Raw genomic sequence first — 26647 nt, forward strand, 5'->3', positions numbered from 1 at the left:
CTATTCGACCGCAGACCGCTGGCTGCGGTTTTTTATTTGCAATAAAATCGGAGGAATGGAATATGACCCTAATAAAAGCAAAAAATTTACGTAAAGAATGGAACGGGACGCTGTTATTCGAGAAGGTGTCCTTTGAGATATCGGAAGGAGAGCGAGTGCTCTTGTTCGGCCGTAATGGAATCGGCAAAACCACACTGCTTAAGGGACTGATCGGTCGCCTTACCTTTGAGAAAGGGAGTATTTATCATGGCTTACCTCGTGAAGAATGGGGTGTGCTGGATCAGCAGCTGGAAGTATCAGAAGAAGTAAGTGCCTTGGATTATGTTCTCGCCGGATCGGCAGAGCTGCCCCAATTAAAGCGCCGGCTTGAATTCCTCGGTCAGAGATTGCAGGAACAGAACGACGAGACTGAAGCGGGACTTACTGAATACGCTGAAGTGTACGATCGATACCTGCAGCTTAATGGATATGACTGGGAGGCTAAAGCGGAAAAGTGCTTGAAGCAGCTTAAACTAGAACGTTCAGTTTGGGATTTGTCATACCGATCGTTAAGCGGAGGGCAAAAGACACGTGTACAATTAGCAGCATTACTAGCCCAGCAGCCGAAGCTGTTGATTCTAGATGAGCCGACGAATCACTTAGATGGAGAGACGATGGAGTGGTTGGAACATTGGGTACACACCTACCCTGGAACCGTGCTTTATGTTTCACATGATCGTATGTTCATCGATCGAACGGCGACATCATTGCTGGAACTTAGTCCAGAGGGGTGTCGTCGGTATTCGGGTGGATATACGCAGTATCGGGAGCAAAAAGCGATAGAGGCGCGAACGCTTGAGGGACAGTATAAGAAGCAAGAACAGGAAAAGGAGAAACTACTGGAGAGCATCAGGCGGTATTCGGAATGGTTCCAGCAGGCGCACCGTGCTGCCGGACAGCATGATTTCCTGCGTGCGAAATCTAAGAAGAATGTGTCTCGTCTTCATGCGAAGGAAGCTGCACTCGAACGTTTAAATAAGAATCGTGTGGAATTGCCGCGCGAGACAGGCAAGCTGAAGATGAAGCTGGAAAGTGAAGCGTTTATGGCGGACACTTTGCTGTCACTCCGCGAGATTGATTTTGCTTATAAGGGCAGTGCGCCTGTATTAAAAGATTTCAGTTTGACATTGAATAGAGGAGAACGTCTTGCTATTCTGGGTCCGAATGGTGTGGGTAAGTCTTCTTTGTTGAAGTTGATTGCGGGTATTCATAAACCCACCCAAGGTGAAGTACGGCTGCATCCGCGGACGAAGATTGGTTATTTTGCCCAAGAGCTCGATAATCTAGCGGTGTCATCCACGATTCTGGATAGTTTGCTTGAACTGCCGGGTATGACCCAAACGGAGGCACGAACGATTCTGGGCTGCTTTTTATTTTCGCGGGAGGATGTCTTTAAACGAATTGGTGATTTAAGTCTGGGGGAGAAATGCCGTGTAGCTTTCCTTAAACTGTACTTTGGAAAAGCTAATCTACTGGTACTAGATGAACCCACCAATTATCTGGACATTGACACTAGAGAGCGTGTTGAAGAAGCGCTTAGGGTTTATCCGGGGGGACTTGTGATGGTCTCGCATGACCGATATCTGCACACTAAAGTAGCTAACCGTTTGGTAATCTTAGAATCGACTCAGACACCGAAGTTTTTTCAAGGTTCCTATAATGAATACATTTCCAAAGATAGAAGTCGTGTGCTTACCCGAAAAGAACAGGCGCGGGAGGACGAACTTGTCCTTCTGACGCTCCGTCTGAATCAATTGATCCAAAGTGGAAGTAGGGATACAAAGGCGGAGAATGAAGCGCTAATGGCTGAAATCGTTAATCTGCGGTTACAGATTCAGGAACTAAGGGATATGGAAGAAACTACACTCTTCTAAAAAGAGAGTCAACATCACCCAGCTCAGGATAGAACTTATCTAGGGCTGGGTTGTTTTTTTAATGTAAAAAAATAATTAAGGAATCGAAAAATAGAATAGGAGTCATCACATGTACGGTGTATAATTGGAGGAATATGGATGCTGTTCGTGATGGGAGATCTTGAAAGGACGGTTATAAAATGATAAAACTAGGTTCCTTTATTGTGGAATTATTTCGATTATGTATATTGCTTGTGTTGACCTTGTTTATTTTAGGTGGGGTAGAGAGATTCGTATATCAATCTATATTTGGTCAGCCCGTATATAACTGGAGTATGGCGCTCGGAAATATATTGATATTTTTTATGCTGTATCGGAATCATTTTCAGTTTAAAGGTTGGTACAAATCAGAAAAAAATGTCAAGCTAACCCTCCTCACTACGAGAATTATAACTGTTATATCGCTAGGACTTATCCTCCTACCGATTGGGCTCAGCTGAGCCTATGAAGATTAGAATCATTGGGGCCTGTGGAAGTGGCAAGTCCTATATCGCCAGAGAGTTGTCCAAAAAGTATGGTGTAGATTATTACGAAACAGATAATTTGGTTTGGGATAGAAGTGCTGAGAACCTACGTTATTCAGTTGAAGCAAGGGACGCGCAATTGGAGGAGATCCTCGATAAGCCCTCATGGATACTGGAAGGCGTGCATTATAAATGGGGGCAAGAAAGTTTTAAAAGGGCAGATTTAATCGTTATTCTGAGACCGAATAGAGTAATTGGGAATTTGAGAGTGATGACCAGATTTATTAAGACAAGAATGGGATTAGAGCAAGCGAATTACAAGCAATCGTTTAAGAATCTGTATGTGATGATTTTTAAATGGAACCGTGGATATAATCGGGAAGACATACATAGAATTATTGAATTAACGGATAAATTTTCTGATATACGGGTGATTCTAAAACATAATAAGGAACTGGAACCCATTATTGAAGAACGGATATCAAAAGGCTGAATGAATACAGTTAAGCATAGAGAGTGGGGGCCCTAATATGGATAACAATAAACTGGAGCATTTGGAGCAGGAGGATTTCATAGGCTTTTGGAAAAGAGTGCTGGCTACCATTCTTGATCTCCTTGTCATTCTGATCCCTGCGGTTATTGTATACATGCTATTTAATTCATTGGCTGTTTCCTTGCACTCGGAGATTCCGATTATCCTTGAGTATATTTTTTTCATCGTGTTTGATATTTTTATGATCGTTAGATTTGGCGGATCACCAGGGAAGCTGATTTTAAAGATGAAGATTATCAATGATCAAGGGAAGTATCCAACACTGAAGGAGGCTTTAGTTCGAAATATTTTCCGAATCATTAGTACAATTTTTTCAATGATTGTTGGTGTCAGTCTCTACGACCTCACTGCGATTTCCACCAACCTTGCCTTATGGGCACCATTGGCTAATGACCTCAGTAAAATACTTGCCCCCATCATGCTCGTGGATTATCTATTTGTCGCATTTACTCCCCGTAAACGGGCGCTTCACGATATAATGGCTGGCACTTATGTGGTAGATAAATCCGCGATCTAAAGGATGCTTGCTGAGCATTCTTTTTTTATTCATCTTAAATACGTTAATAAAACAAATGAAAACAAGTAAAGGAGAAAAACGTCTCCTATTAAGATAAATTTAATGTAGGAGGTTTTGATATGATAAAAAAATTGACGATTTCCTTATTTGCTTCAGCTTTACTTGTGCTTCCAGTTATACCGGTGCTTAGTTTTGCAGCGGATGCATCCAAAGCCACGATCATAAATAACGGCCAAATTAACAACGGTCGAGTTCTCATTCCGTTACGAATGGTTTCAGAAAATTTAGGTGCGAGTGTGGAATGGTTTCAAGCGGAGAAAGAAGTGAAGATTAAAAATGGAGACTCGACCATCTGGCTTGCTGCAAATTTCAAACGCGCAATCATTGAATCACCTCCGACTACAGATAACCCGGATATTCCACTCCGAGAATATATTGATCTGGATACTGCGACGCAGGTTATTAAAGGAACAACCTATGTTCCGCTGCGCTTTGTGGGTCAATCGCTAGGTGCAAATGTCTTATGGAACCCACAGACTAAGCAGGCGACAGTAACATTGGGCGGGAAGGGACTCATTGTCAACATGGAGCAACCGTCTATTCAAATCTCTGATAAGCAGAAAATTATGGATCCACGCTTAAAACTACTGTCCGATAAATTAAATCAAGCAGCTGATGTCTCATCAATTAAAAATATTAGTTCCTACTTCAAACCGTATTTTACGGAGAAATTAATTAAGTCTATCGTTCAAAATAAAGGCTTGAATACAGCTAGTACCTATAAAGCGCCTGCCTCGTTGCCAGTATACATTAATAAGACTTCAGCTACGCTTTCACAATCGGTTATATTGGCAAATGGTCTAACAGGAGAAGATCAATATGCCGAAGATCGTACGATCACTCTCGTATTTACTAATGATGTATGGAAGGTCGATAGCGTCAGCATGGGTTCGAGGGTGGTAATCTCAGGGTTCTCAGATTTTCAACCTCAATAATTATTTATAAGCTCCGGATATCCAATGAAACAGAACAAAGATGCCCTCATAAGCAGGGCTTCTTTGTTTATTTATAGGAGGATGTACTTGGATAACCCAGATATTTTTAGACTAATACATGCAGTTGAATTATTTACGAATGAAATCATTGTTCGATGGGTGAATGCTTTTGACCATAATATTGGGATATCACCTGTTCTCGTCTTGGGAGAATTGAATAAAAAGGGTCCGCAGAAGCAACTACTTTGGCTAAAAAATTAGGTTATACGCCGGGGGCGATGACGAACATTGCCAATCTCTTAATTAAGCAGGAAATGGCCGAGCGTAAATATAATGAAGATGATCGCCGAAATGTACTGCTCTCTATCACGGACAAAGGTAAGGATGTACTGAAGGAAGCACAGCTAAAAGGGCAGGAGCTCCGAGCTGAAATGTTTCAGAAGCTCAATGAAGAAGAACTGCGACAATTTCTAAAAATCTATGAAAAGTTGTTATCGAGCTTTGATAGCTCTGAAACATAAATGAAGTCATCTTAGAATCTTAATTACATGATAAAGGGGTATGAATATGGGAAGAGTTCAAGGTAAGGTTGCATTAGTAACTGGAGGCGCTTCAGGTATTGGCTTATCTGCCGCTACTTTTCTGGCTAGAGAAGGAGCCAAAGTTGTGAATCTTACTCGTTACATCGCCACACAATATGGTAAGGATAAGATTCGTTGCAACAGAGTGGCTCCAGGCTTGATCCTAACACCTGCGGCAGCAAGAAATATGCCACCAGCAGTGCTGGATATATTCTAGAAGTTCAACGCCCTTCCTTACCATGGGGAAGCAGATGATATCGGAAACACAGTATTGTTCCTGGCATCAGATGAATCTAAATTCATCACTGGACAAACGATAGAGGTTAAGGGTGGACATTATATGTCCAATCCAAGTATTACGGATTTCCAGAATTATATGATGGAAGCTAAATCTAAATAAAATCATGCTTAATTAAAAATCCGCTCCATACTCGTGTTTATCGAGAGGGACCGGATTTTTGTATACATAAATGAGTTAGCTTACCTTTAGAACGGCTTGCATAAAGTTCTTCAGAGCGGAGGACTTTGCCCCTTCGATCCATTGCTTCAAAACATCTGTCTGACCATTCACGTACCAGCCAAGTTTTTCCTGCAATGCTTGGTCAAAGTGACTAGGCTGTTTCGTTCGTTCGGTTATGAGCAGTTTAACCATTTGTGGCCAACGATACCCACTGTGACCAAAGCTGTGCTCGGGGTAACGTTCAGCAAGTTTTAAGACAGAAGAGAGTGACTCACCTGCGTATAATTCTGCCGCCAAATAGCTGCCAATAAAACGATGGCTGTTATCAAGCGCCAGAGCCTTAGCGAATTGCTCGCGTGCTTCTTTCAGCTTGCCCTGATGCAAGAGTGCGGTCGCGTTAATAGAGAGTACATAATCGTTAGTATTGGGTTGGTTTAGCTTGTTGTAATAGGAATAATATTCGTTATATGACTTCCAGTCCGCATGGTCCAAATAGTACTGCGACAACGTGAAGGCGTAATCAGTAGAAGGCTGCAGTTGTATTAGTTTTTTGAGTGAAGACATCGCCTGATCTTCCAATGTAGTATCCTTCGTGAGGGATGATTTTGCAAGCATCATCTTTACGAGCATGTGAAGGGCATGAACATCCTGTGGATCATCGGTAATGTTTTGTTGGTACATGGTTAGTGCCTGATCCGTTTTTTTATCCAGTAATAGTTGGTCAGCCGCGGTAAGTTCTCTTTCTTTGAGATAAAAGAAGGGCAGATTGCCGACGGTATTTTCGTTTAGTCTGTAGCCATAACTGCGGGTAATCAGGCGTCCATTTGCATCTAATGCTTCAATATTCCAAGAAAAGCGTGCTTCTGGATTCATAAATCCGAGAAGAGATAGGGGATCAATAGATTCCCAGCCTTCTCCACTGCCGCCAAAGGAGAAACCACCGCTACTGTAAAGTTCTTCTACAGGAATGGATACTTGATTACCTATAATATGATCCCGAATTTGTGCACTCACCGCGGCCCCCTCCGCTCCACCGCTTAAACGATAGTAAGCCGCACCCTTAACAGCTTTCCAGCGGAAATTTACGGTTTCGCCAGCTAGTGTCTCCTGATTAATAGGAGACTGAAGCTCAATCAGAGGCTGCAGAACAACGCTCTCCTTCAACATGTCACCCGGTTTAACTTCAATCCAATCGTCATACTGTATTGGCCAAGTCCAGCCATCGATCTGATTATAACTAAGTCCAAGCTGTAATTGATAGAAGCCTGGAATCACACCTTGGAATTCGAAACGTCCTTCAGCATCCGTAACGATTCGGTACGGTTCAGTAGAAGTAATGCTGTGGTGAACCTCGCTTTCAGCACGGAGAAAAATACCTGCGCGCGAGACCGGAGTACCATCGCTACGGGTAAGTGTTCCGGATACGACGGCAGTCGAGGTACTCCCCATATCTACAGCGGACTGAATGGCTACCCGGAGTGCTTCCAGCTGCATTTCGGTTTCTGAAGTTCCAATCGCTGGTGCTGAAATTGACGCTGATTCCGATGCACCGTTGTCTGCGGTGTCTTTATCTGAGTTGCTAGTGCTAAGACTCATTTGTTGATGAATATCCTGCCAGAATTTCTGGTAGCTCTCCAAGCCATTGTCTACTGCGGCAAGTGCTTCTTGTGCTTTGCCTTTTGTGAAGAGCAGCCGCCCGGTAAGCCATGCTTTCTGCGCATCTAGATCCTGCTGATTCTCAGATGACAATGTGGTTTGTTCAAGAATAGCTTCAGCGGCTGTTATGTCACCACGATTCAGGGCTCGTTCTGCACGAAGGAGCGCCAGCTTTTGTGCCACGTGAGAATTGCTGGCTAGTTGTTTAGTGGCCGTTATTAGCGCTTGATCGCCGTCTTCCTTACGGCCAAGAGCATCATATTCATAGGCAAGCAGCTTAGCCGCAAATATACGTGTATTATCCGCAGGCCCATCAAGGATGTATTCCTCAAGCAAGGGCATTCTGTCCGCTGGCAGCAAATTGAAAGTATCGGGTTCATCATTATTCCACTGACTCATAGAGGGGCCGATATTAACGTCATATCTATAGGGATCGTAGGCGTGCTCCTTATCGATGATGTTGGTTCGAATAAGTTCCATACGTTTACTACCAGTTGTAGATTCTAGCTTTTGCAGAAGTTCTGTGCGGGCTAGGTTAGATTGAACAGCTGTGCTTTTGTCTATTTGTGCTTTTGAGGAGGGTAAGAAGTTAAATAGAAGAACGAGTAGGGATATCGGGAGCAGCACGAATGACACCAGATGTTTAACCTTAATCTTAATTCTCATGTCTCTTCACCGCCTGATCATAGATATCCTTCCAATACGTATTACCCCCAGCCTCAATGAGCTCCCGGGTCTGTTGCTGCTGAACGTTTTGTTGTGTTGGATGTTTGACCTCTGGTTGATGCAGGGTCAGTGAAACGACTAGAATAATTGCACCGATTGCGCCTATAGGTTTGGCAGGGATCTCGATTTCCTTATTCCAGAATGCAATGAGACGGGCTCCAAAAGTTGGAGGGTGGGTCATCTTGAGGACGCGTTCATGTCCTTTGAAGTGGATGAGTTGTAGTTCTTCATCTAGCTGTTGCTTGATAGTTTCGCGTTCCGTATTCTCTGTGTTCCCCGTATTCATAAGAAATGTCCCTCCTTCTCCACAATCTTTTTTAAGAGCGTCCGTCCTCTAGCGAGCCGGGATTTAATCGTATTCTCAGGTGTATTTAATTGCTCGGAAATTTCACGGATGCTCATCTCATGAAAGTAATATAACGTCAGACATTCGCGGTATACATAAGCGAGACTTCTTATGGACTCAGCGAGTCTAACATTGTGCCATTCCACCATAAAAAGCTCTTCTGCCCCGGCAGTGAAGCCCGCATCATCACTGGCTTGGAGCTCTGCATCGCCCGATGGGAAAATATTACTCCAGCTCCATGTCCGTTGCTTCATGCGGCAGCGGTTGACTACGATGCGAATGAGCCAAGCCTTTAACCGTTCCGGTTCCTGTAGCTGATTCATTTTGGCATAGGCTTGAATATAAGTATCTTGCACCGCTTCTTCGGCACTCTGTCGATCTCTGAGCAGTAAGTTAGCAGTTCGGAGCAGCATATCGCCGTAATCGTCCATCAACAGGCGGAGAGCTGACTCATCCTTTGCTTTGATTCTCTCTACAATATTCAGATGAAGCTCCCCTCCCTTTACTAATAAGATGCGGCTTGGAGGATTAAGGTTGCGTTTATGTGGAATATTTTTACGGAGGGGGAGATGCTTTCTGAGTGGATGTCCTGAGATGTGTTCCAGAAGGTGTCCCAGTAATTTATTGATGTTCAGCAAAGTTGGGTAAATGATAGTTAAAAACTATCAGAAGATACGTATTCTATCATGCCTTCTCGATTACGAGCAAAGTATCGGGTTAACGTTAGTTCTTCCGTGGAAGGTAACGTAGTGAAGACTCCAGCAGCCCTTGCGAGCATGACTACGACTACTTCAACCCAGCTAAGCCAGCTTCATAAGGTGCGGGTACAAAGAAAGTTTGGTACGCAAGTGGAAGTGGGACGAATGAACGTCAGACCTGCGGATCTTGTAGCCAATCTACAGCAAGTAAAATCCGCTGTATTGCCGCTTCAAGCTATAAGCAGTGTAGCTAGCCAGTCTGTACAACAAACGCTCCTCAATAAGGTAAACATCAAGCGCAGAACTGGTACTCAGGTAGATATACAACAAGTAAATATCAAAAATCCAGAGTTGAAAGCGAAGATGGAGCAGGGAGCGGAAGCATTAGCACCATTCCGATCTGCAAGAAAGACATCCCAGCAGTCCGTTCAACAGCGCTCACTGAATAAAGTGAACATCAAGCGCTATAAAGGCACTCAAGTAAATGCAGAAACTGTGAATGTTCGACAATCGGGAACTGGAATGGAACCTATTAAGCGCAGTAAAGATGTTTAAGTGGATATGAAACAAGTGAATATCAAAAATCCGGACCTGAAGGCAACGCTGGAACAGGCAAAAACGACTATATTACCGCTCCAGTCTACAAGTAATGTATCTGAGCAATCCCTGCGTCAGCGTAGGATGCATAAGATGAGAATTGTAGTGGTGTTCATGTCGAAATCAAGAAACAAGAATAACATACGAACACTAAGGTTTCAAAGTCCGTTACATTACCGAAAGTTAACTCTTCTACCCGAACCGTTGAGCAAGAGGTCGTTCAGAATGTGAAAGTGAACCGGAAAGTAACGCCAAAACTTGATATTAAGAGTGTTAACATCAAAAATTCTGCTCTTAAAACAAAAATGGAAGAGGCTAAAACCGCAATAAATCGTTCGGGACCTGTAGAAGATCTGAAGATCCGGATCAATACCGAACAAGTACAAAAAGTGGCTATGGAGGTTAAACAAAAAAATTATTTTCTTTAATTTTTGCTGCACTGTCCTATCTTATATTTCTATATTATATTATTTCTGAAGGCTTTCTTAAAAGACGATTCAAACATTCCTATATAAACTGGACTTTACTGTTAATGTTTGCACTTGGGGCACCTTCCTTGGTTATTTTTACTGGAGCATGGTTCAGAGGCATCCTAGTCTTTTCAATGATATTTATTTATGGTTATTATGCAATGCAGGACAAAAGTGTATGAGAGAACGTGCTGTATAATTAATCCCCGCAATCTGCTTAATAACAACCATAGAACTGATGTGAATTATATTATGGTTCATTCAGAAGTGGGTTGGTCAAACATCTTAAATAATATTTAAAGCCGCAGGTACCAAGCCTGCGGCACTTTCTTTAATCATTCAGAGCAATAAATACATGACTAATTTGAGACAGCCAGTTCATAAAACTCTACTTTAAATAAAGGAGTTTTATAGAGAGTATCAGAGTGCTGCACAACAAGCATATTGCCTAGAAGCTGCATGTGGGGACCACGACGTAGCAGTTAAGAAGATCAGCTGGTTCAGACTCAGGCATATTAAGCATAATCACAATAGAATCTAACGCAGACAGATGTATCCCGCAGTGAAGATAAATCGGGGTGAACCGTACCATAAGTAGGGCGAAATTTCTCGCTAACAACGAAGCAGCACATTATCATTGTGATAGCTTTATTTTAGATGCTTGGGGAGCCGTATCAGGAACAAGGTTTCTACATGGGGAGTACTCATCAACTGAATATAGCCTTGATGTGATTCAACAATTTCCTTGACAATAGAAAGTCCTATACCGAGCCCCTCGCCTTTTCTCCCCCGGTCAACACGATAGAACCGTTCAAAGATGAGTTTGTGATCCTCAGGAGCAATTCCTCTGCCTTTGTCCTTAACGGTTATGCACACAACATCATATTCTTCAACGAGCCCTATTCCAAGGAAACGCCCTTCTTTTCCATAACGAACCGCATTGTCCATTAAGTTGCGTATAGCACGTTCAACAAGAGACACATCGATAACCGCCTGCACATCCCCATCGGGGATATCCACTTCAATTGAAAAACTTTGCCCATCTAGAAATAACATGTAGTCGGCGGCAATTTTTCGCATCATTTCAGACAAGTTATGCGGAGCGAGATGAATCTCAAGCGACTCCCCATCTAGCCGTGCGATTTCTAACAATTGATCCAGCAGTTTGTCCATATAACGGGATCGTTGCAAAATGACTTTTGAGCTGGTCCGCAGTTCGTTTTCGTCATTATATGTACCTGTATAAATGGTTTCGGCGTAGCCCAGGATCATCGTTAACGGTGTTCGCAAATCGTGAGATAGATTAGAAAGCAGCAGCTTGCGCCCGCTATCAAATTGATCGATTTCATCAGCCTGTCTCCGAATCCGCTGCGCCATCAAATTGTAGTGACGGGTAAGCTGCCCGATTTCATCCTTTGCCTTATCCTCGAGTACGATGACATCACTTCGGATATTGACCTGATTGAGGGCTTGGTTGAGCCTGCCGATCCGTCTATTGACCGAGGAGAACAGCCACAGGGACAGGAAATAGGGCACAAAGAAAGATAACAGCAGAGGCAGAGCCCAAGAATATAGTGCCTTAAGTGTTCGTACAAAGAAGTACATCTGTCCTTGTTTCATTGCATCGCTAGACAAACTCAATAATAAGTAGTAAGGCTGTCCGTTCTTATTCGCTGAATAGGCAAGCGTAATCGGGTTATCTTCGTCCCAAAGGTTGTTCGGCATATTAATAAAGCGATCTGCCAATTGCTGAAAGCTATAATTATTCATCTCACCATAAGTATCATAGAGAGTTGATCCGTCCGATGAAATCCATTCAAATCGAAGAGCAGGATGGTTGATATGAAACTGATCCAATATCGGTTGAACTTCATTCTTATCGTATGTACTTTGTTGTTCAATAGCACTCAGCACCTCTTGTGAGATGGAGTTCAACGCATTTAAATCATAACCTTTGTTCCATAATTTTCCTGATAGTGTCGAAATCCAGACAAACAACGTAAAGCTGATAACAATGCTTATTAGCATGATTAGCCATATCCTAGTGAGACTCTTCATCGTCTATCTCCCGAAAATCGATATCCGACGCCACGAACGGTATAAATGGAATACTGAGAGCCGGAAGAGCTTTCAAGTATTTTACGGAGCCGACTAATAAATACGCTCAAGTTGTTATCATCGTAGTTTTCATGCTGCCAAATGTGTTTGTATATTGCCCTTTTGGTCAGAGCACGATCGGGGTTCTGCATAAAGAATTTCAGAAGGGCGCATTCAACTGGAGTTAAATCACGGGATTTGCCGTTATTATGCAGAACTAAATTATCTACATCGAGAACCAGATGATGTAATCGTATGATTTCAGATTGATGGGTCGCATTGGGACGATGCCTTCTTAATTGTGCTTGAACCCGAGCAAGTAACTCCAATGGACTAAATGGTTTTGTTACATAATCAACGGCTCCTAGACTAAGGGTGGCAATCTTGTCCTGCACTTCCCTCCTAGCACTAAGTGCGATAACGATGGTTTGTAAATTATGTTCTTGTAAATAACGAAGGACCGTAATGCCATCCCCGTCATCCATCATCAAATCCAATATTAAGAGCTCAATATTATACTCTTGCATCCGTTCAATCGCTGTTCGTCCCGATTCTGCTTCAATAACTTGGAAGCCTGCCCGTTCCATATGGATGCGAATTAACGTACGAATTTCGGGTTCGTCATCGATAATTAGGATATGACCCATATATGCACGACCACCATTCTTTGAGAAAATTTGAATTCTTAAAAAGAATACTACTATAAAAGTTGAATATTTAATAATAATGTTTCATGACGAGTGTGGATTTTAATCATCCATTAAGATTTCATTAAGATACGGCTCTGAGTTTTTATTAAAATTAGAAATGATAAGTTTTTACGAATTGAGTATGAGGGGGAACGAATGCTTGTTGCTTCGCTGGGATGATCTCCGACCTTGCAAAAAGCAAGATTTTGAAATGAATGTGTAATTTTATGAAGCGTGTATTAGATATTTCAATATGGGAAGGCAGGTTAGTGAAATCATGAGAAGGAAATTATTAATATGGTCTACGGCGCTGACATTCGGTCTGACGTCCGCAGTATCGATCGGCGGCGGTGTGAGTAGAGCGAAGACTTCGGCGGATTTCAGCGATTTAAAGGATTTGGACGCCGCTACTAAGGCAAAGTTTGATGCAATGATTTCAGCGGGTATCTTCGACGGAGTCTCAGAAACTAATTTTGGATTGAAAGAAGAGATGAATCGAGCGCAATTCGCAAAGGTAGCAGCGCTTATTTTTAACCTGAAGGTCAACCAAGATCTCAAGACATCGTCATTCAGTGACGTAAAGTCAGATGATCCAGGAAACGGCTACGCTTTGCCTTATATTGAGGCGATCAAGGCAGCGGGAATAACGGACGGTGTAGGCAATGGAGAATTTAGCCCTGCGGGTGAAGTGACCAAAGAACAATTAGCAACATTTCTGATTCGAGGATTAGGTCAGGATGCGGTGGCAATGTTGGCCCCAGGGGTTAGCGATAATACCGTCTCCGATTGGGCGAAAGGTTACGTCCAGTTGGCACTTCAGCTACAGTTGCTAAATAATTCTTCCGACGGTACATTCGGCGGTAAATCAGAAGCGAGCCGTGAATTACTTGCTACCGGATCCTTTGAAAGCGCAAGAACGTTCGAAGCCACTATGCCAATTCTGGTGTCCGGAGCGGACTTCAAGGCAGGCAACAAGCTTGAGTTGACAATGACAGTAGGAATCGATCCAAACTCTATTGATCTATCTAAGATTATGGTTAACGGTGTCCCGCTTGATCCGAAGCTAGATAGCTATGTGTTGTCCGAGGACAAAAAGACGATCATTATTAAGCTACATGAAGGTTTTAAACTAGACACCTCCAAGACACCACTTATCGTAGTAAACGCCTTGAAGACATTATTCGATAACGATGTGAAAAATGAAGAGAGTAAACCAATACCAGTTAAAGTATCGGAGCCCCCGGTAACAGCACAATTGGTCACGTATATGCCATCGATACCGCTATCGACACCGACCCCGGAGCCAACCCCGGCACCAACGCCGACGCCAACGCCAACCCCAGTGCCTGATGTGACACTGACAATCGATGTCGTGAATGGAATGATCACGCAAACGATGGCGTCCTATCCGGTAACGGGATCAGTCACCGGGACTGTGTACTACGCCGTGCTGCCCTCGGATTCCACAGTTCCTAGCTTTGATGGTATCAAATTAGGAGTGAATGCTATCGTATATGGTTCGGTTGAATTGGACGGAACGAAGGCGAACTTGAAATTGAGCGGATTAGCTGCGAGTACTTCCTATGTGTTGTATGCTTTTGAGCTTACCAATGATAAGACGTCGAAAATCTCTTCAGTACCTTTTCAGACGTTAGCTGAGCAGCAGGCCGTGCCTACGATTTCTTTTAATGCTTCGGGTACAAGTAGAGGTATGGAAATCACTAGTGATACAATTAATGCAAGTGTGAACTCAGAAGCGGTTGACACTCTATATTACGTTCTTACTGAGATCAACTCTTCTGATTCCCCAAGAATTGCTCAGGTCAAATCCGGTCAAGATGCAACGGGAGGAATAGCATTTCATTATGGAACGGTCGATAAGGCATTAAACGGGTCTCAAATCAACATCTCTGAAAACTTGCTTTCCAATAAGACCTATCGGCTCTACGTAGTCGGAGCTAAAGGAACGTTGGATAGCGAAGTCGCGGGGTTCACCTTCTATCGAACGGATTCGATTATTGACACGTTTACGAGTTTGGGCACACCTATTATAAATTCTGATTCGATTACAGTATCACCAAATTACAGCGGAAGTGAGTATCATTTACACTACTTAACAACGGATCAGTATGCAGGCATAAATTCGCCTTCTGCCGATTATATTATTAATCAGGGCGGTCTTGGAACGTATGATTCCGTAAACGGTACGGTAAGCATTCAAGGAGCGTTTACCACAAATACAGGACTCTATGCGGTCATTGTGGTCCACGATCAAACGTTGGACGATTATATCCGATCGAATGTAGTAACTTATATTCCTATTCCCTGAGTAGACCCTACTTTTTGTATTGTCATTGTAACCAGGTCAAGATTTTATTTAGTGGACAGTGAAGGGGCATTGGCCGTAAGCTGACGTCGGTAATATACCGACGTCAGCTTTTTAGTTTTTATTATTATAACGATATTTGTGTTATTGGTGATACAGGTTGGACGAGTTTTCGGCGGGGAAAGCGTCAAGTAACTCTGAAGCAGTTTATGGGTCTTCCCGATGTGCAAAAGGTAAAAGATTTTAGCCCTAAAAAGGTTATAGCTTTGCACAATGAGTGGGTGTCTTTCGCTAACGATGTATTAAACAAAGAGGAGAAGGTATTGATAGTCACCCATTTTCCTATGATTGATATTACGAGAGAAGACAAAGATTGTTGGTGGAGCTCAACAACAGCACTCAAAGGTAATAATAGTTGGCGAATATTTGGACATACCCATAGAAGTGAACAGCAACACAACAATGTATCAAAACAACGTGGATACGACAATGTAGGAGCTGAAGATTTAGGACGAAAATGGAATAAGCAGTACTCTTCTTATTCTTTTGGAAAATTAGAAAAATCCGTTGACAAACATAGTATTATTGCTTCGAATAATTTTGAGCTCATTTCTAAATTCCACTCTCCTATCATTGTGTCGGACGCCAAAAATGAATTGGTATTAGTCTCAACCATAAAACGAAATGGGTATAAGCGGTGCGCTGCAAATAAGTATAATTTTGCAGTTCTCGCTAATACACCAGAAGTTTATCTTGAAACAGTAAAAGAGATAACTAATGGGTATTTAAGAGATACATATATCGGATATACTTTATCTGGACGTCTATCTGGGCAAGTGGTGAAAGCTATTTATCATTCAATTGCAATAATTGAAAGCGGAGATTTTTCAGACATAAGGGCTTTTATGATCGCTGTTGTAATAACAGGATATGTTTTTAACAGAATGCCCCTCTCTATTGAAGGAATGCGTCCATTGGATGATTATGATGTAGTGAGGTTTTGGTTAATGCTCTTAACGATGAAGCAATATGGAATTGATATGGGGGTGATCGATACTGTGAGAAGTGACAAGAAAAAGCATATCACATTTTGTAATGTTGATATGTATCTGCCAGCAGTAAATGATTTGTCGCTCAATGTAGAAGAGGTGAAAATGTTGATGCAGAAAACGCCTTTATTGCCTCGACCAGTCGCATTATTAGAAAATCAAAGTTCCTAGATATGTTGTCTGTAGCACTGGACGAATTATGGATCAAAAGACCAGCAGCAGCACTCCATTTAAGGGTGTAACAAAAGAATAGAAAGGATGAAAAAGAAATAGCGAGTAGACACGAAGTTTTATGTGTTAACAAAAACGATCGTTACAATCCTCACGAGAGGATTAGAAGTATAGGAGGAAAGTATAGTAACGGGACTAGATGGAAGCTCACTCAAGAAGATGCTATACAAGGAATCGAAAATGGGAAATGGACATTCTATGTCAGCAAAGGCGGTCGTACTGTAAATGTAATTGTCGCGGTTAGCAGATATGGTAACAAGTATTTAAAAACTGAAGCGGATGGAGAAAGTCCTGATAACTTGTTAAGTCTTAGTGAGTGCCCACTTTAAACCATATTACCTATTTATGTTATCAAACTGATAACCGAACTCAGGGAAGAGGCTTTCCAATTAATAGAGAAATTCCCTTCCGCTATTTTTTCGGCAAAAGAGGCTTTCTTTTTTACCGGAGTGATTCTGGGAGCTTTCAGAGGTTATCTATAATCATTTGACGACAAGTTTGTCTAGTAGCAGTTTTGCCTGATTTTTAATTTCACTTGATATACTTGGATGGTTGGACTGCATAGCTGCCTTTAGCATGTCCTTATCCCATTCGTTGGAGAAGATCGCTACGGTGTAAACAATTCTTGTGTTTTGGCCTGTAATTGAAATTGCCCTTGAATTTGATTCAAGTAATTTTTGTGCCAAACGTTTCTTGTTTTCTTTGGTTTGATGCTTATAGTAATAAAGATAATCCTCGTAGTATTCCACAAAATTTGATAATCCTATAGATGCTTTAGCTCGATCAAAAGTAATTATAGTAATACACCTCCAAATTGGAAAATTAAATATCTGGACAATTATTACAAAATGTCTGTGATACAATTATAACAGTCAAAACAATCTGGAGGATTTTATATGTCCAATAAACAAAAAGTGATGTTTTCATTATTACATGCCGAATTGTGCGATGACTGCTTGTCCGTTTCTGCGAATGTATTCCCAAGACAAACGGTCTACACAATTTGCCGTTCACTGTTCAATAATTCGGAAATACTTCGCCATCATGGTATCTGCGATCATTGTCATAAAACAAAAACAACCAATCATTTATCAGACCTGTCAGCCAACATAATAGCACATGAAATCCCAAGACCGCCTGTAGAAGTTGTTGTAAGACCTTGGTATTGGGAAGGTCATATTCAAAGCAAGGTTGTTAATCACCTCGTTCTCAATGGTTACACGATTCGAAGCGTTGCTGATACAGAAGCTAGAACTTCGGGAAAGGACATCATCGCGCAAAGCCAAGACGGAAAAGAGCTGTGGATTAGTGTGAAAGGGTATCCCGAAAAAAGTAAACATATACAAGCTCGTCATTGGTTTTCCGGGGCTGTTTTTGACCTGGTCTTATACCACGGTGAAAATTCCGCCGCAACATTGGGTATTGCTCTTCCAGACGGATTCAGCACCTTTAAGAATTTGCTGCCGAGAATAAAGTGGCTTAAAGATGCTATGTCGTTCCAAATTTATTGGGTCGACGAGAACGGACTTGTGAGAATAGAGTAGCTTTTGGCAATTTATTATCTTGTGACATAAACAGGAGGGAATCTTAAAATGCTAAATAAAAACTGGGCGCTTCTCAATTCATTGCAACTTGGACGATATGCTGAGTATTTTGCTAAGATGGAGTTTGCCTCTTATGGACTTGAGGTATTTTCATCGGAGGTTGATGATCGAGGAATCGACTTTGTTGTGAAGAATAAAGCGGGAATCTTTTCGGAAATTCAAGTCAAATCACTGAGGGGAACAGGGTATGTATTTGCTCAAAAGAGTAAGTTTAATATCTGTAATCCCAATTTGTATATGGCTCTGCTCATCTTTAGAAACGATATGATGCCGGACTTCTTTTTAATTCCTGCAAAGACATGGGCAATTCCTGATGCGGTTTTTGTTGATCGAGATTACAGCAAACCTGGTCAAACAAGCAAGCCTGAGTATGGCATCAACATATCTGTCAAAAACTACAGCATTCTTCAAGCTTTTAATTTTGAAAGTTCTATTCAAAGCTTTTTATAGTCGCCTCCATCATTTAGCGCTTGCCGCCAAATTCCCGCGCACATTCCCGTATGAGAGAGAGTAACCTGCGATGGACCAAATCCCTTACCTGCTCTTAAGGGCAGCTTTCCTCACCCAGCAAGCAAAGCAACTATTGCCCAAAGTTTCGTCCTATAACCGATACGGTGAACCGTGTCACAAATGACGCAAATTTTTTGACAACAAAAAGTAAAGAACCCTTATATCTAAAGGGTTCTTCCATCTACAGCTCCTGTGGAATCCGAAGAAAAAAGGCCTGATTGGCTGTTATGATGTCGAGCATCAGGAGTATGCGGATTTATGCAGCTTTACAGAGTTCCTCGCGCAGCCTGAAATGTACCTCATTAAGTTTCTTGAGGGAGAGTTGTAAATGAATTATACGAACATTTTAGATGAGAGAACGGACTGTATTCTGTATCAGGTAAGCCCTGGTCCATCTGAACATGGTACAGGCTGGATTGGCGGGAATGCACCTGACTTCTTTGATGATCAAGCAGACCTCATCCATGAAGGTAACCAAAAATATCACTTTTACTTAAGCCTCGTCCATCCCTTTAAACCTAAGAGCATGATTTCGATCTTCATCCCTGAGGACTATGAGGAGTATTTAGAAAATAATATATATCCTAATTGCTCGATAAAGGTGATTGAGCATCCAATTTCAACTGAAAGCGTCAAAGATATGTTTACTAACCCAGGTCTTATAAAACATGCAATTTCAGACGGGGAAATAAGCAATGACGAAAAATCCATGGATCAGTCTTTTTTGATCAAACTAGGCGGAAACCCGAGACTTATTCAAAATAAAGACTATTATTTTACGAAGCTGAATGGGTCCTTCTCTGAATCTCAAACTATGTGGCTTCACAGTTAATGATTATGTCACTTGAGTTCCAATGACAAGTCTATTTGTTATTTGATTATAGGCTAATCGGTAGCTTTTCCCATTCCTCAGACCAAATTTTGATGCGTTATTTTTCGTTAATTGAAAGAATAAATCGGGAGTTTCTACATTGCTTTTCAAGATTTTAAAGGTTTTGCATGCTCCATGACGAATCACGGTTATCGTTTTTCTAGTGCTGTAAATTCCGAAGTCATCAATAAATGGACCCCCTAAAGTGATTGTGTTATCGTGCAGTCTATTCGGGTCAAGCTTGAATTGGGCAGTTCCTCGGGTCACCGGTGCTCTAAACATTCTTATGATATTCGTTTTCTTATTGAATACGAGCAAAAAACGTTGTTCATTATTAACTCTAAATAACTGAGCCGTTTTCGTATTTAATGAAGCGATATGGAAATCACATTCTGAAGCCTCTCCCTTAACCACACGAACCTTTTTCTTAATGGTTCCCCGTTGGAGAATAACAATAGATCCATCAGGAATTCTAAACAAGCTAGCTGGGGGTCCTCCACCACATTCATTAATAAAAAAGAGTGTTTTGATCTTGATCTGATGATACGTTAAAATCCACACGTCCTCTTAGAATCATGTTTATCCCACCTCAAATATATTAAAATGATTGTTTTTTCAATATATGTTGAATAATCGCGGAATGTTTGGATTCTTACTAATGTGGAAAGCAACTCTTATGATTTTTCGCTGTTAGAGTGATACGGGGAACCGTATCATAAGTAGGACGAAATTTTTACATTGACCGCCTTCTAATCGTTGTCCAACAGTGCATACAAAACCACGCTGCCGAATACTCAGTATGGTGCTGACGCCTTTCATAATGCATAATAAGTGGAAGGGAAGGGGGAGTGATTTGTGCCGAACATTAAGGTGCTTATTGCCGACGACAATTCATTCATTCGCGAAGGGATGAGAATTATTCTAACCACGTTTGAAGGATTTGAGGTTGTGGCTACGGTTCAAAATGGACAGGAAGCTGTTGCCTATTGCGAGCGGCATGAGGTCGATGTAGCGCTGCTTGACGTGCGAATGCCGGAAATGAACGGAGTGGAAGCGACCAAGCTGATCGTCGAGCGTACAGCAACAAGGCCGCTGATTTTGACGACGTTTGATGATGACGAATATATAAGGGATGCAATTACATACGGAGCCAAGGGCTATTTGCTGAAAAATAACGACCCCGAGCGGATCTGCGATGCGATTAAAACCGTGTATTACGGTCATAATGTGCTGCAGGACACGGTATTAGACAAGTTGAAATCGGATGTTGCTGGGGGAAAGACGGGGAAGGACACAGAGCCGTCCGCACTTAACCAAGGGCCTGGGATCGACAAGAGCCTCTTTACGGAAAGAGAACTGGATATTATGGCGCTGATCGCCAAGGGACGGACAAACAAGGAAATTTCCAAACAGATCTATATCTCTGAGGGCACCATTGCCAATCACGTTACTTCTATATTAGGCAAGACGGGCCTCACGCACCGCACCCAAATCGCCATTTACTATTTGACAGGTGAATTGACCTGATGAGCGAACCAAGAGATGCATCTGAACTGTTGAAGATCGGCTATAAAGTGGCCCTACTTGTCTTTACAGTCGGCCAATCCCTATCATCCGAAACGAGCATAACGCCCTGGTATATTTTATCCGTATTATTATATCTAAGTACGAACCTGCTGTTTTATATGTTGAAAAAAGAGAGCTTTCGCTCCCTCATCGCTGTGCTATCCATAGGAATAGCTATCGCCATGTTCCAGGATCATCCGCTGGTGATTTTGCTGCTTCCGGCTCATCTTTACGAGTTGGCGTCAACCTTTGTCTGTAAACAAGGAATTGCGTCGTCCCTCCTCATGATGATCCCCTTATTACTCGTACCGCGGCAACTCATACTTCTCTACATACTCATTGCGGCAGTGACTCTGATCTATTTTTCCACACTAAAATTATACGATAACAAGCTGCGCGGACAGCACTCCGAACTGGAGCGAATGCGCGGCGATCTTGAACGGGTGCACACACGGCTGCAGGAAAATAACGAATTTCTGCGGCAAGCGGAATATACGCTTAAGCTGGAGGAGCGCAACCGATTGTCCCAGGACATCCACGATAACATCGGACACGCGATGACCAGCGCACTGATCCAGATGGAGGCGGCAAAGCGCTTAATCAAGATCAATTCAGACCAAGCGTCGTTGCTACTGGACAATGCTATCCATATATCGAAAGAGGGCATCGAAAGCATTCGTTTCGATCTGAAGAAGATGAAGCCGCCTACGGAACAGATGGGCGTCAACCGGATGAAATTGTTCATTGATGAATTTTCGGACAAACACCCGATTCGTACGGCATTTACCTATGAAGGAAATATGGATTTCATCTCGCCGATCCATTGGAAGATCATCCAAGATAATATGAAAGAGGCATTCACTAATATGATGAAGTACGCCGGAGCAACCGCGGTTTCGCTCCATGTTCAGGTCCTGCCTACACTAATTAAGGCTACAGTTACTGACAATGGCCAAGGGAAAGGGAAGATCGTGAAGGGACTCGGTATTATTGGAATGGAGGAGAGGGCGGCGGCAGTAGGAGGAACGGTCATTGTCGACGGTTCGCGGGGGTTTTCGGTCACAACGTTGATACCATATACCCCATGAATATTTGAAGGGTGATAACATGAATAAATTCATGGGAAGAGGATGAACTTGTGCACTTCTGCAAGGACGTCCTTTTTTTGTACGATAAGAACATCAGAACCGACTTAACGGGAGGGTGAAACAACGGTGAACATGTTGGAAATCAAACAGTTAACGAAAAAATTCGGAGAATATACCGCCGTGGACAATTTATCGCTATCGGTGCAAGAGGGGGAAATTTTCGGATTTTTGGGGCCTAATGGCGCAGGCAAGAGCACGACGATTCATATGGCTGCTTCCTTGCTCTCCGCGACGAAAGGTGAAATCGAGATCATGGGCCGGAATATCACCAAGCACAGTAGGTTTGCGAAGCAGGCGATCGGCTTCGTGCCCCAGGATTTAGCGATCTATGAAGATATGACTGCTTATGAGAATGTACACTTTTTTGCCGGGCTATATGGATTAAGGGGATCAGAGCTGAAACGCAGCACAATCGAAGCCTTGGAATTCGTAGGCCTTGCGGATCGGCAGGGGGGTTATCCGAGGAGCTTCTCAGGTGGAATGAAGAGAAGGCTGAATATCGCCTGCGCGATTGCTCACAGACCTAAGCTGATCATAATGGATGAGCCGACGGTGGGTATCGATCCGCAATCCCGCAATTATATCTTGAACTCGGTTCGGAAGCTGAATCGAATGGGCAGTACAATCATTTATACGAGTCATTATATGGAGGAAGTTGAAGAAATCTGCTCGCAGATCGCGATTATCGACCATGGGAAGATCATTGCGGAAGGGACGAAGGCAGAGCTTAAGGCGATTATTACGAATCAGAAAAATATTAGCATTACAGTCCGATCGACCGAACGTCTTCCGATGGAACAGTTGAAAAGCATTGTCGGTGTGAACACGGTCGAAGCGGCGGAACAGACGATTAACATCAGCTCCGCTGTAGAAATCAACAACTTAAATCCAATCATTCAGCTGCTTGTGGCAAGCGGCGTGGAAATTCGCGGCGTGGAAGCACAGGAGACCAGTCTGGAGACCGTGTTCCTGACTTTAACCGGCCGAACGCTGCGAGACGAGTAATCAAGGGCCATATTACAAATACGAAAGAGGAAGGGGGCGGAACGAATGAACATTCTGCGCATCGCCGGGAAAGAATTGAAGGTGTTCAGGGATATCAAAATGCTGCTGTTTATGTTGGCGACACCTGTTCTGCTGATGCTCATTTTGGGGACAGCGCTCTCCGGTAATTTCAACGGAACCGTGAAGGTCGATCCGATACGCGTGATATTTAGCTATGACAGCACTAGTAGAACGTTAGAGACGCAATGGGAGGGTTTTCTGCTGGAAGCGAAAGCCTCTGGCATCCGCTTTGAAGAGGTTACGAGTAGAACGGAAACGGATGTCGTCAGGGATGTGCAAAATGGTCTTTATACGGGTTATGCGCGAATCGTTGATGACGGAATCAGCTATTACGGCAACAGCGGCAACGGGATAGAAAATGGTATCGTTCAGGGCTTATTGGCAGCGCTGGCAGATCGCTATAGATTGACGATAGCAGAGACCGATCTTCCCGCACCAGATGGAAATTATGTGACCGAAGCTTCGGTCGATGCGGTTAGACAGCCCGGGGGCTTGGACTATTTTGCTGTTGCGGTGACAACCATGATCATCCTGTACAGCTCCTTAACGGCCGGGCAATTAATCGAAACGGAAAGAAGCAGGCATACTGATCTCCGTCTGTTGGTATCGCCGGTCACGAAAGGAGAAATTTTCGCAGGAAAAATCGTCGGGACGCTCGTGCTAAATGCCATATTTGTCGCGATTATCGTGTTGCTCAGCAAATATATGTTCGGCGCGAATTGGGGAGAGCATCTGTGGCTTGTTTTCCTTGTCTTATTAACTGAAATTGTATTGGCGCTCAGCCTTGGACTCGGCGTAGGCTATTGCCTGAAGGGCAACGCAGCTGGAAGCGTACTTATGATCGTTATCCAAGCGGCGGCGTTTGTGGGAGGGGCTTATGCGCCAGTCGATCAAACGACGGGAATCATGAATTTCCTTTCCCGATATTCCCCGCTGCACTGGTCCAATGATGCTATTTTGCAAATTATTTATGCGGGGAACCTTATGGCGGCGCCTCCGGCCATGATGCTTAACCTGGGATGTTCGGTACTGCTGCTTGCCCTGGCAATTGTCCTAATGAGAAGAAGGGAGGGGTTGTAATGAAAGAGATGACTTGGCTGGTCCGCAGGATGGCGTTAAGCACGGTCAAAAACTATAAAATGATGCTGTTATATTTATGCTTACCGGTTCTTGGCATAGGGTTGGCTTCGTCAATCTACAGCGGCTCCGAAGAGAGCCCTTTGAGAGTCGGAGTGGTCAATCACGACGACGGTCAGGCAGTAACTGTGGATATGGTGGAGTATATCCACAAGCTTGGTCAGGTGGAAGTCCGGGAAGTGCGGACGGAGGAGGCGGAGGGGCTCCTGGCAAGTGGTAATATAGATGCATTGTTAACATTCCCTAAAGGGTTTGCAGTTAGTATGTTGTCCGGCCAACCAGCAAATGTCGGCCTGACGTCCGTTCAAGGCTCGCAAGTCACAGCTTATATCAAGTCGTATTTGAATGCATATATCGGGAATCTCTTGTCCATCGGCCGATCGTCCGGAGGGGAGCAGGCGAAGTTCGACCAGATGTACAAAAACTATCTTCAAGCGGAATCCGGACTCTCGGTCGAAACGGTGGAGGATCACTCCGTTCAGCACCGCAAGTCGGCTCAGACGGTAGGCTACCTGGTAGTGCTCATGCTGTTCTCAGCCGTCAATTTGTCCGGGATGATTCTGAAGGAAAAAGAAAACCGGACCTATTTCCGAGTGTTTGCCGCACCGGTGACGGGTCGCGCATACGTGGCAGCCAACATCATTGTGAACGTTGTCGTCATGCTGATCCAGATTGTTGTGACTTTAGCGGTTATGATCCGGTTCTTTCATATTGATTCTGGAATACCGGTTCTTCAAATGTTCTTGCTGCTTGGTCTGTTTGCCCTGGTGGCGGTCAGTCTGGCTTCGGCCATCGTAGCGTTCTCGTCAAGCTCAATGGTGGCGAGCGGGATACAGACTATGGTCATTATTCCAACCTGCCTGGTGGCCGGATGTTTATTTCCGATCACAACGATGCCAGCGTTAATGCAGCAAGCCGCCCATTTTCTCCCGCAATACTGGCTATTGGATACGGTCAGTCGGCTGCAGCAGGGAGAGCAGCCATCCGGCGTGCTGTTGAATCTGGCAATTCTACTCGCCTTTGCTCTTGTCCTAGCATTGACAGCCGCTTATAAATTCGGAAGAAACAGAGAGATGCACTCGTTTATTTGATATGATTTCCTATTATTTAAGAAAATAATAATAAAAAAACGTGCCTCCAGAATCGCTTCTGAGGCACGTTTTGCGTAAAGGAAATCATATTTGAGTTTTAACCTGCAGCCCAAACATCTAATTCAATTTTTAATTCAGGTAAACCTAATCCGGTCATGATCCATATGAATTCGCACGAACTGACCATTGACGAGGCGATAGTCATGCTGGAGGAATGTATCATGTACTGAAGCGTAGTGCACAAGGCTGGGAGTAGTCATTAAGGAGGAATAATCATGATTACATATCTGACTCATTATTACAGACAAGGTGACCCGCCGTTCCACAGCTTATCCGCATTATGCGATGCAGAAGCGATTGCCGTTATGGAGTCTCTGTATGAGGATAACCCATTAGCTGATAGATTCAAGGAGCCGGCTAAATATATGAATAACAGAAGACAGGTTGAACATTGGGTGAAGAATGAATTTATAGCAAAGGGAGGAGAACCCATGGAAAACTATCCACTCTATGCAGTACTCGGCTACTCTCATTGGATGGAAGAAAACTTGACCTTCCTTGAATTAAGCAGTCTGCGTGTTCCGCTTACAATTTCTGCTCATTATCAATCCCAGTATCACGGTAAAATCTTTACCGTGATACTGGGATTGGCTGGAGCATATTTACGGTGCGCCGGAAGATAAGGGGAGAACTGCGCTTTGGGAAGGCATGGACCCCTATATTGAATATATTGAAGCTCAAATCTGGAACCAACAGCCACTGTCTGATTACTTGAAGACAATCTAACCTGAGTTGGGGAACTACGCCGCAAGCTGCAGCCCATCAGTCCGAAAACTTTGACAGACCGCTTGCGTTTATTAGAGGAGAAGGGAATCGTCACTCGTACTCTTTATCCAGGCGTGCCGCTGCATGTCGAATATGAACTTACCGAGAGCGGTAAAGGAACAGAAAAGGTGCTGTGATTTAAGACCATCCACTGCAGGATGGCCTTAAAACTTGCCGTTACAGACACCGCGGAGAGCCGTACCATAAGTAACGGCCAGTTTTTATTGAGGTGCACAGGATTCCGTTTACAAAAAGAGAATGATTTGATTTAAAACTCTTTGAGGAAAGTACTGCCCTGTAGAACCCGAATGAAGACATCTACTGGTTCCCAAGAAGAGTTATGTCGAAAATAAGGGAAACTGATTTACGAAATAGTACGGGTATCATTAAGAAATAATGAACCTTTTACTAACACTATCGATC

The 26647-nt window shown here is 43.3% G+C and carries 27 protein-coding genes and 3 pseudogenes; 23 read left to right on the top strand and 7 right to left on the bottom strand.

Annotation, left to right across the window (positions count from 1 at the left end):
- The first annotated feature begins 62 nt into the window (after positions 1-62).
- The 7 genes and pseudogenes from abc-f to PAENI_RS20750 all read left to right on the top strand — a co-directional run bounded on the left by abc-f (position 63) and on the right by PAENI_RS20750 (position 5462).
- A complete protein-coding gene (gene abc-f, locus PAENI_RS20725; RefSeq protein WP_149646588.1) occupies positions 63-1913 on the top strand; it encodes a ribosomal protection-like ABC-F family protein in 1851 nt (616 codons plus the stop codon).
- A 483-nt stretch (positions 1914-2396) separates the two neighbouring features.
- A complete protein-coding gene (locus PAENI_RS20730; protein ID WP_149646589.1) occupies positions 2397-2909 on the top strand; it encodes an AAA family ATPase in 513 nt (170 codons plus the stop codon).
- Positions 2910-2946: 37 nt separating this feature from the next.
- Entirely contained in the window at positions 2947-3486 is a 540-nt protein-coding gene (locus tag PAENI_RS20735) for an RDD family protein (protein ID WP_149646590.1), read from the top strand.
- A gap of 119 nt (positions 3487-3605) precedes the next feature.
- The gene (locus tag PAENI_RS20740) at positions 3606-4481 is read left to right on the top strand and encodes a stalk domain-containing protein (RefSeq protein ID WP_149646591.1); all 876 of its coding nucleotides are present in this window, start codon (positions 3606-3608) and stop codon (positions 4479-4481) included.
- 87 nt (positions 4482-4568) lie between these two features.
- A complete protein-coding gene (locus tag PAENI_RS32670) occupies positions 4569-4742 on the top strand; it encodes a hypothetical protein (RefSeq protein ID WP_262495668.1) in 174 nt (57 codons plus the stop codon).
- Positions 4727-5002, top strand: coding sequence for a MarR family winged helix-turn-helix transcriptional regulator (locus PAENI_RS32675; protein WP_262495669.1), 276 nt, complete (start codon positions 4727-4729; stop codon positions 5000-5002). Before PAENI_RS32670 ends, PAENI_RS32675 begins: the two co-directional genes overlap by 16 nt.
- Before the next feature lie 46 nt (positions 5003-5048).
- A pseudogene (locus PAENI_RS20750) lies at positions 5049-5462 on the top strand (SDR family oxidoreductase).
- Positions 5463-5537: 75 nt separating this feature from the next.
- Here the strand turns inward: PAENI_RS20750 and PAENI_RS20755 are convergent.
- The 3 genes from PAENI_RS20755 to PAENI_RS20765 are packed head-to-tail and all read right to left on the bottom strand — an operon-like array spanning position 5538 to position 8684.
- On the bottom strand, positions 5538-7844 hold the full coding sequence (locus PAENI_RS20755) for a carboxypeptidase-like regulatory domain-containing protein (RefSeq protein WP_149646592.1): 2307 nt from the start codon (positions 7842-7844) through the stop codon (positions 5538-5540).
- Positions 7834-8190 (bottom strand): hypothetical protein, encoded by a 357-nt coding sequence (locus PAENI_RS20760; protein ID WP_149646593.1) that lies wholly within the window; start codon positions 8188-8190, stop codon positions 7834-7836. Before PAENI_RS20760 ends, PAENI_RS20755 begins: the two co-directional genes overlap by 11 nt.
- The gene (locus tag PAENI_RS20765) at positions 8187-8684 is read right to left on the bottom strand and encodes an RNA polymerase sigma factor (RefSeq protein WP_262495670.1); all 498 of its coding nucleotides are present in this window, start codon (positions 8682-8684) and stop codon (positions 8187-8189) included. Before PAENI_RS20765 ends, PAENI_RS20760 begins: the two co-directional genes overlap by 4 nt.
- Positions 8685-8999: 315 nt before the next feature.
- On the opposite strand from PAENI_RS20765, the gene PAENI_RS20770 reads away from it, so the two are divergent.
- Together PAENI_RS20770 and PAENI_RS20775 are read left to right on the top strand one after the other, a co-directional pair.
- On the top strand, positions 9000-9503 hold the full coding sequence (locus PAENI_RS20770) for a hypothetical protein (protein WP_149646594.1): 504 nt from the start codon (positions 9000-9002) through the stop codon (positions 9501-9503).
- Between the two features lie 269 nt (positions 9504-9772).
- Entirely contained in the window at positions 9773-9973 is a 201-nt protein-coding gene (locus PAENI_RS20775) for a hypothetical protein (protein WP_149646595.1), read from the top strand.
- Between the two features lie 690 nt (positions 9974-10663).
- Here PAENI_RS20775 and PAENI_RS20780 read toward each other — a convergent pair.
- Both PAENI_RS20780 and PAENI_RS20785 read right to left on the bottom strand, forming a co-directional pair.
- Positions 10664-12043 carry a sensor histidine kinase gene (locus tag PAENI_RS20780; protein ID WP_223178982.1) on the bottom strand — a complete coding sequence of 460 codons (1380 nt, stop codon included), beginning with the start codon at positions 12041-12043 and terminating at the stop codon, positions 10664-10666.
- A 26-nt stretch (positions 12044-12069) separates the two neighbouring features.
- The gene (locus tag PAENI_RS20785) at positions 12070-12759 is read right to left on the bottom strand and encodes a response regulator transcription factor (protein ID WP_149646597.1); all 690 of its coding nucleotides are present in this window, start codon (positions 12757-12759) and stop codon (positions 12070-12072) included.
- Positions 12760-13078: 319 nt separating this feature from the next.
- On the opposite strand from PAENI_RS20785, the gene PAENI_RS32280 reads away from it, so the two are divergent.
- From PAENI_RS32280 to PAENI_RS33080, 3 genes are all read left to right on the top strand, one after another.
- On the top strand, positions 13079-15130 hold the full coding sequence (locus PAENI_RS32280) for an S-layer homology domain-containing protein (RefSeq protein ID WP_223178983.1): 2052 nt from the start codon (positions 13079-13081) through the stop codon (positions 15128-15130).
- A gap of 206 nt (positions 15131-15336) precedes the next feature.
- Positions 15337-16347: a hypothetical protein gene (locus PAENI_RS20795; RefSeq protein ID WP_223178984.1), complete on the top strand. Its 1011-nt coding sequence runs from the start codon at positions 15337-15339 to the stop codon at positions 16345-16347.
- 98 nt (positions 16348-16445) lie between these two features.
- Positions 16446-16736: a DUF3892 domain-containing protein gene (locus PAENI_RS33080; RefSeq protein WP_149646622.1), complete on the top strand. Its 291-nt coding sequence runs from the start codon at positions 16446-16448 to the stop codon at positions 16734-16736.
- Positions 16737-16889: 153 nt separating this feature from the next.
- Here PAENI_RS33080 and PAENI_RS20805 read toward each other — a convergent pair whose 3' ends face one another.
- On the bottom strand, positions 16890-17156 hold the full coding sequence (locus tag PAENI_RS20805) for a hypothetical protein (protein WP_149646599.1): 267 nt from the start codon (positions 17154-17156) through the stop codon (positions 16890-16892).
- 147 nt (positions 17157-17303) lie between these two features.
- On the opposite strand from PAENI_RS20805, the gene PAENI_RS20810 reads away from it, so the two are divergent.
- From PAENI_RS20810 to PAENI_RS20820, 4 genes and pseudogenes are all read left to right on the top strand, one after another.
- Entirely contained in the window at positions 17304-17951 is a 648-nt protein-coding gene (locus tag PAENI_RS20810) for a hypothetical protein (RefSeq protein WP_149646600.1), read from the top strand.
- 48 nt (positions 17952-17999) lie between these two features.
- On the top strand, positions 18000-18461 hold the full coding sequence (locus PAENI_RS20815) for a DUF4365 domain-containing protein (RefSeq protein ID WP_188114635.1): 462 nt from the start codon (positions 18000-18002) through the stop codon (positions 18459-18461).
- Between the two features lie 241 nt (positions 18462-18702).
- A pseudogene (locus PAENI_RS33195) lies at positions 18703-18849 on the top strand (ankyrin repeat domain-containing protein); the annotation flags it as partial.
- On the top strand, positions 18850-19353 hold the full coding sequence (locus PAENI_RS20820) for a hypothetical protein (RefSeq protein WP_262495671.1): 504 nt from the start codon (positions 18850-18852) through the stop codon (positions 19351-19353). It begins immediately after the preceding pseudogene.
- A gap of 3 nt (positions 19354-19356) precedes the next feature.
- On the opposite strand, the gene PAENI_RS20825 is transcribed toward PAENI_RS20820, so the two are convergent.
- Positions 19357-19953, bottom strand: coding sequence for a hypothetical protein (locus tag PAENI_RS20825; protein ID WP_149646601.1), 597 nt, complete (start codon positions 19951-19953; stop codon positions 19357-19359).
- A gap of 348 nt (positions 19954-20301) precedes the next feature.
- Between PAENI_RS20825 and PAENI_RS20830 the strand changes: the two genes are divergently transcribed.
- The 7 genes and pseudogenes from PAENI_RS20830 to PAENI_RS20860 form a co-directional block, all read left to right on the top strand.
- Positions 20302-20919: a response regulator gene (locus tag PAENI_RS20830; protein ID WP_410477485.1), complete on the top strand. Its 618-nt coding sequence runs from the start codon at positions 20302-20304 to the stop codon at positions 20917-20919.
- The gene (locus PAENI_RS20835; protein ID WP_149646603.1) at positions 20919-22046 is read left to right on the top strand and encodes a sensor histidine kinase; all 1128 of its coding nucleotides are present in this window, start codon (positions 20919-20921) and stop codon (positions 22044-22046) included. Before PAENI_RS20830 ends, PAENI_RS20835 begins: the two co-directional genes overlap by 1 nt.
- Before the next feature lie 126 nt (positions 22047-22172).
- Complete coding sequence (locus PAENI_RS20840; protein ID WP_149646604.1) at positions 22173-23111, top strand: ABC transporter ATP-binding protein; 939 nt, start codon at positions 22173-22175, stop codon at positions 23109-23111.
- A 45-nt stretch (positions 23112-23156) separates the two neighbouring features.
- Positions 23157-24251, top strand: coding sequence for an ABC transporter permease (locus PAENI_RS20845; protein WP_149646605.1), 1095 nt, complete (start codon positions 23157-23159; stop codon positions 24249-24251).
- Positions 24251-25399 (top strand): ABC transporter permease, encoded by a 1149-nt coding sequence (locus PAENI_RS20850; RefSeq protein WP_149646606.1) that lies wholly within the window; start codon positions 24251-24253, stop codon positions 25397-25399. The genes PAENI_RS20845 and PAENI_RS20850 overlap by 1 nt, the downstream gene beginning before the upstream one ends.
- A 275-nt stretch (positions 25400-25674) precedes the next feature.
- Positions 25675-26082 carry a hypothetical protein gene (locus tag PAENI_RS20855; RefSeq protein ID WP_149646607.1) on the top strand — a complete coding sequence of 136 codons (408 nt, stop codon included), beginning with the start codon at positions 25675-25677 and terminating at the stop codon, positions 26080-26082.
- 123 nt (positions 26083-26205) lie between these two features.
- Positions 26206-26361, top strand: a pseudogene (locus PAENI_RS20860) (winged helix-turn-helix transcriptional regulator); the annotation flags it as partial.
- Positions 26362-26647: the final 286 nt, after the last annotated feature.

The sequence above is a fragment of the Paenibacillus sp. B2(2019) genome (genome assembly GCF_008370385.1).
Taxonomy (GTDB): domain Bacteria; phylum Bacillota; class Bacilli; order Paenibacillales; family Paenibacillaceae; genus Paenibacillus_AQ.

What these genes read in the sequence shown, in the direction of transcription:
- abc-f (WP_149646588.1), top strand. Translation starts at nt 63, where the DNA reads ATGACCCTAATAAAAGCAAAAAATTTACGTAAAGAATGGAACGGGACG.
- PAENI_RS20730 (WP_149646589.1), top strand. Translation starts at nt 2,397, where the DNA reads ATGAAGATTAGAATCATTGGGGCCTGTGGAAGTGGCAAGTCCTATATC.
- PAENI_RS20735 (WP_149646590.1), top strand. Translation starts at nt 2,947, where the DNA reads ATGGATAACAATAAACTGGAGCATTTGGAGCAGGAGGATTTCATAGGC.
- PAENI_RS20740 (WP_149646591.1), top strand. Translation starts at nt 3,606, where the DNA reads ATGATAAAAAAATTGACGATTTCCTTATTTGCTTCAGCTTTACTTGTG.
- PAENI_RS20755 (WP_149646592.1), bottom strand. Translation starts at nt 7,844, where the DNA reads ATGAGAATTAAGATTAAGGTTAAACATCTGGTGTCATTCGTGCTGCTC.
- PAENI_RS20760 (WP_149646593.1), bottom strand. Translation starts at nt 8,190, where the DNA reads ATGAATACGGGGAACACAGAGAATACGGAACGCGAAACTATCAAGCAA.
- PAENI_RS20780 (WP_223178982.1), bottom strand. Translation starts at nt 12,043, where the DNA reads ATGCTAATAAGCATTGTTATCAGCTTTACGTTGTTTGTCTGGATTTCG.
- PAENI_RS20785 (WP_149646597.1), bottom strand. Translation starts at nt 12,759, where the DNA reads ATGGGTCATATCCTAATTATCGATGACGAACCCGAAATTCGTACGTTA.
- PAENI_RS32280 (WP_223178983.1), top strand. Translation starts at nt 13,079, where the DNA reads ATGAGAAGGAAATTATTAATATGGTCTACGGCGCTGACATTCGGTCTG.
- PAENI_RS20795 (WP_223178984.1), top strand. Translation starts at nt 15,337, where the DNA reads ATGGGTCTTCCCGATGTGCAAAAGGTAAAAGATTTTAGCCCTAAAAAG.
- PAENI_RS20810 (WP_149646600.1), top strand. Translation starts at nt 17,304, where the DNA reads ATGTCCAATAAACAAAAAGTGATGTTTTCATTATTACATGCCGAATTG.
- PAENI_RS20815 (WP_188114635.1), top strand. Translation starts at nt 18,000, where the DNA reads ATGCTAAATAAAAACTGGGCGCTTCTCAATTCATTGCAACTTGGACGA.
- PAENI_RS20820 (WP_262495671.1), top strand. Translation starts at nt 18,850, where the DNA reads ATGAATTATACGAACATTTTAGATGAGAGAACGGACTGTATTCTGTAT.
- PAENI_RS20830 (WP_410477485.1), top strand. Translation starts at nt 20,302, where the DNA reads ATGAGAATTATTCTAACCACGTTTGAAGGATTTGAGGTTGTGGCTACG.
- PAENI_RS20835 (WP_149646603.1), top strand. Translation starts at nt 20,919, where the DNA reads ATGAGCGAACCAAGAGATGCATCTGAACTGTTGAAGATCGGCTATAAA.
- PAENI_RS20845 (WP_149646605.1), top strand. Translation starts at nt 23,157, where the DNA reads ATGAACATTCTGCGCATCGCCGGGAAAGAATTGAAGGTGTTCAGGGAT.
- PAENI_RS20850 (WP_149646606.1), top strand. Translation starts at nt 24,251, where the DNA reads ATGAAAGAGATGACTTGGCTGGTCCGCAGGATGGCGTTAAGCACGGTC.
- PAENI_RS20855 (WP_149646607.1), top strand. Translation starts at nt 25,675, where the DNA reads ATGATTACATATCTGACTCATTATTACAGACAAGGTGACCCGCCGTTC.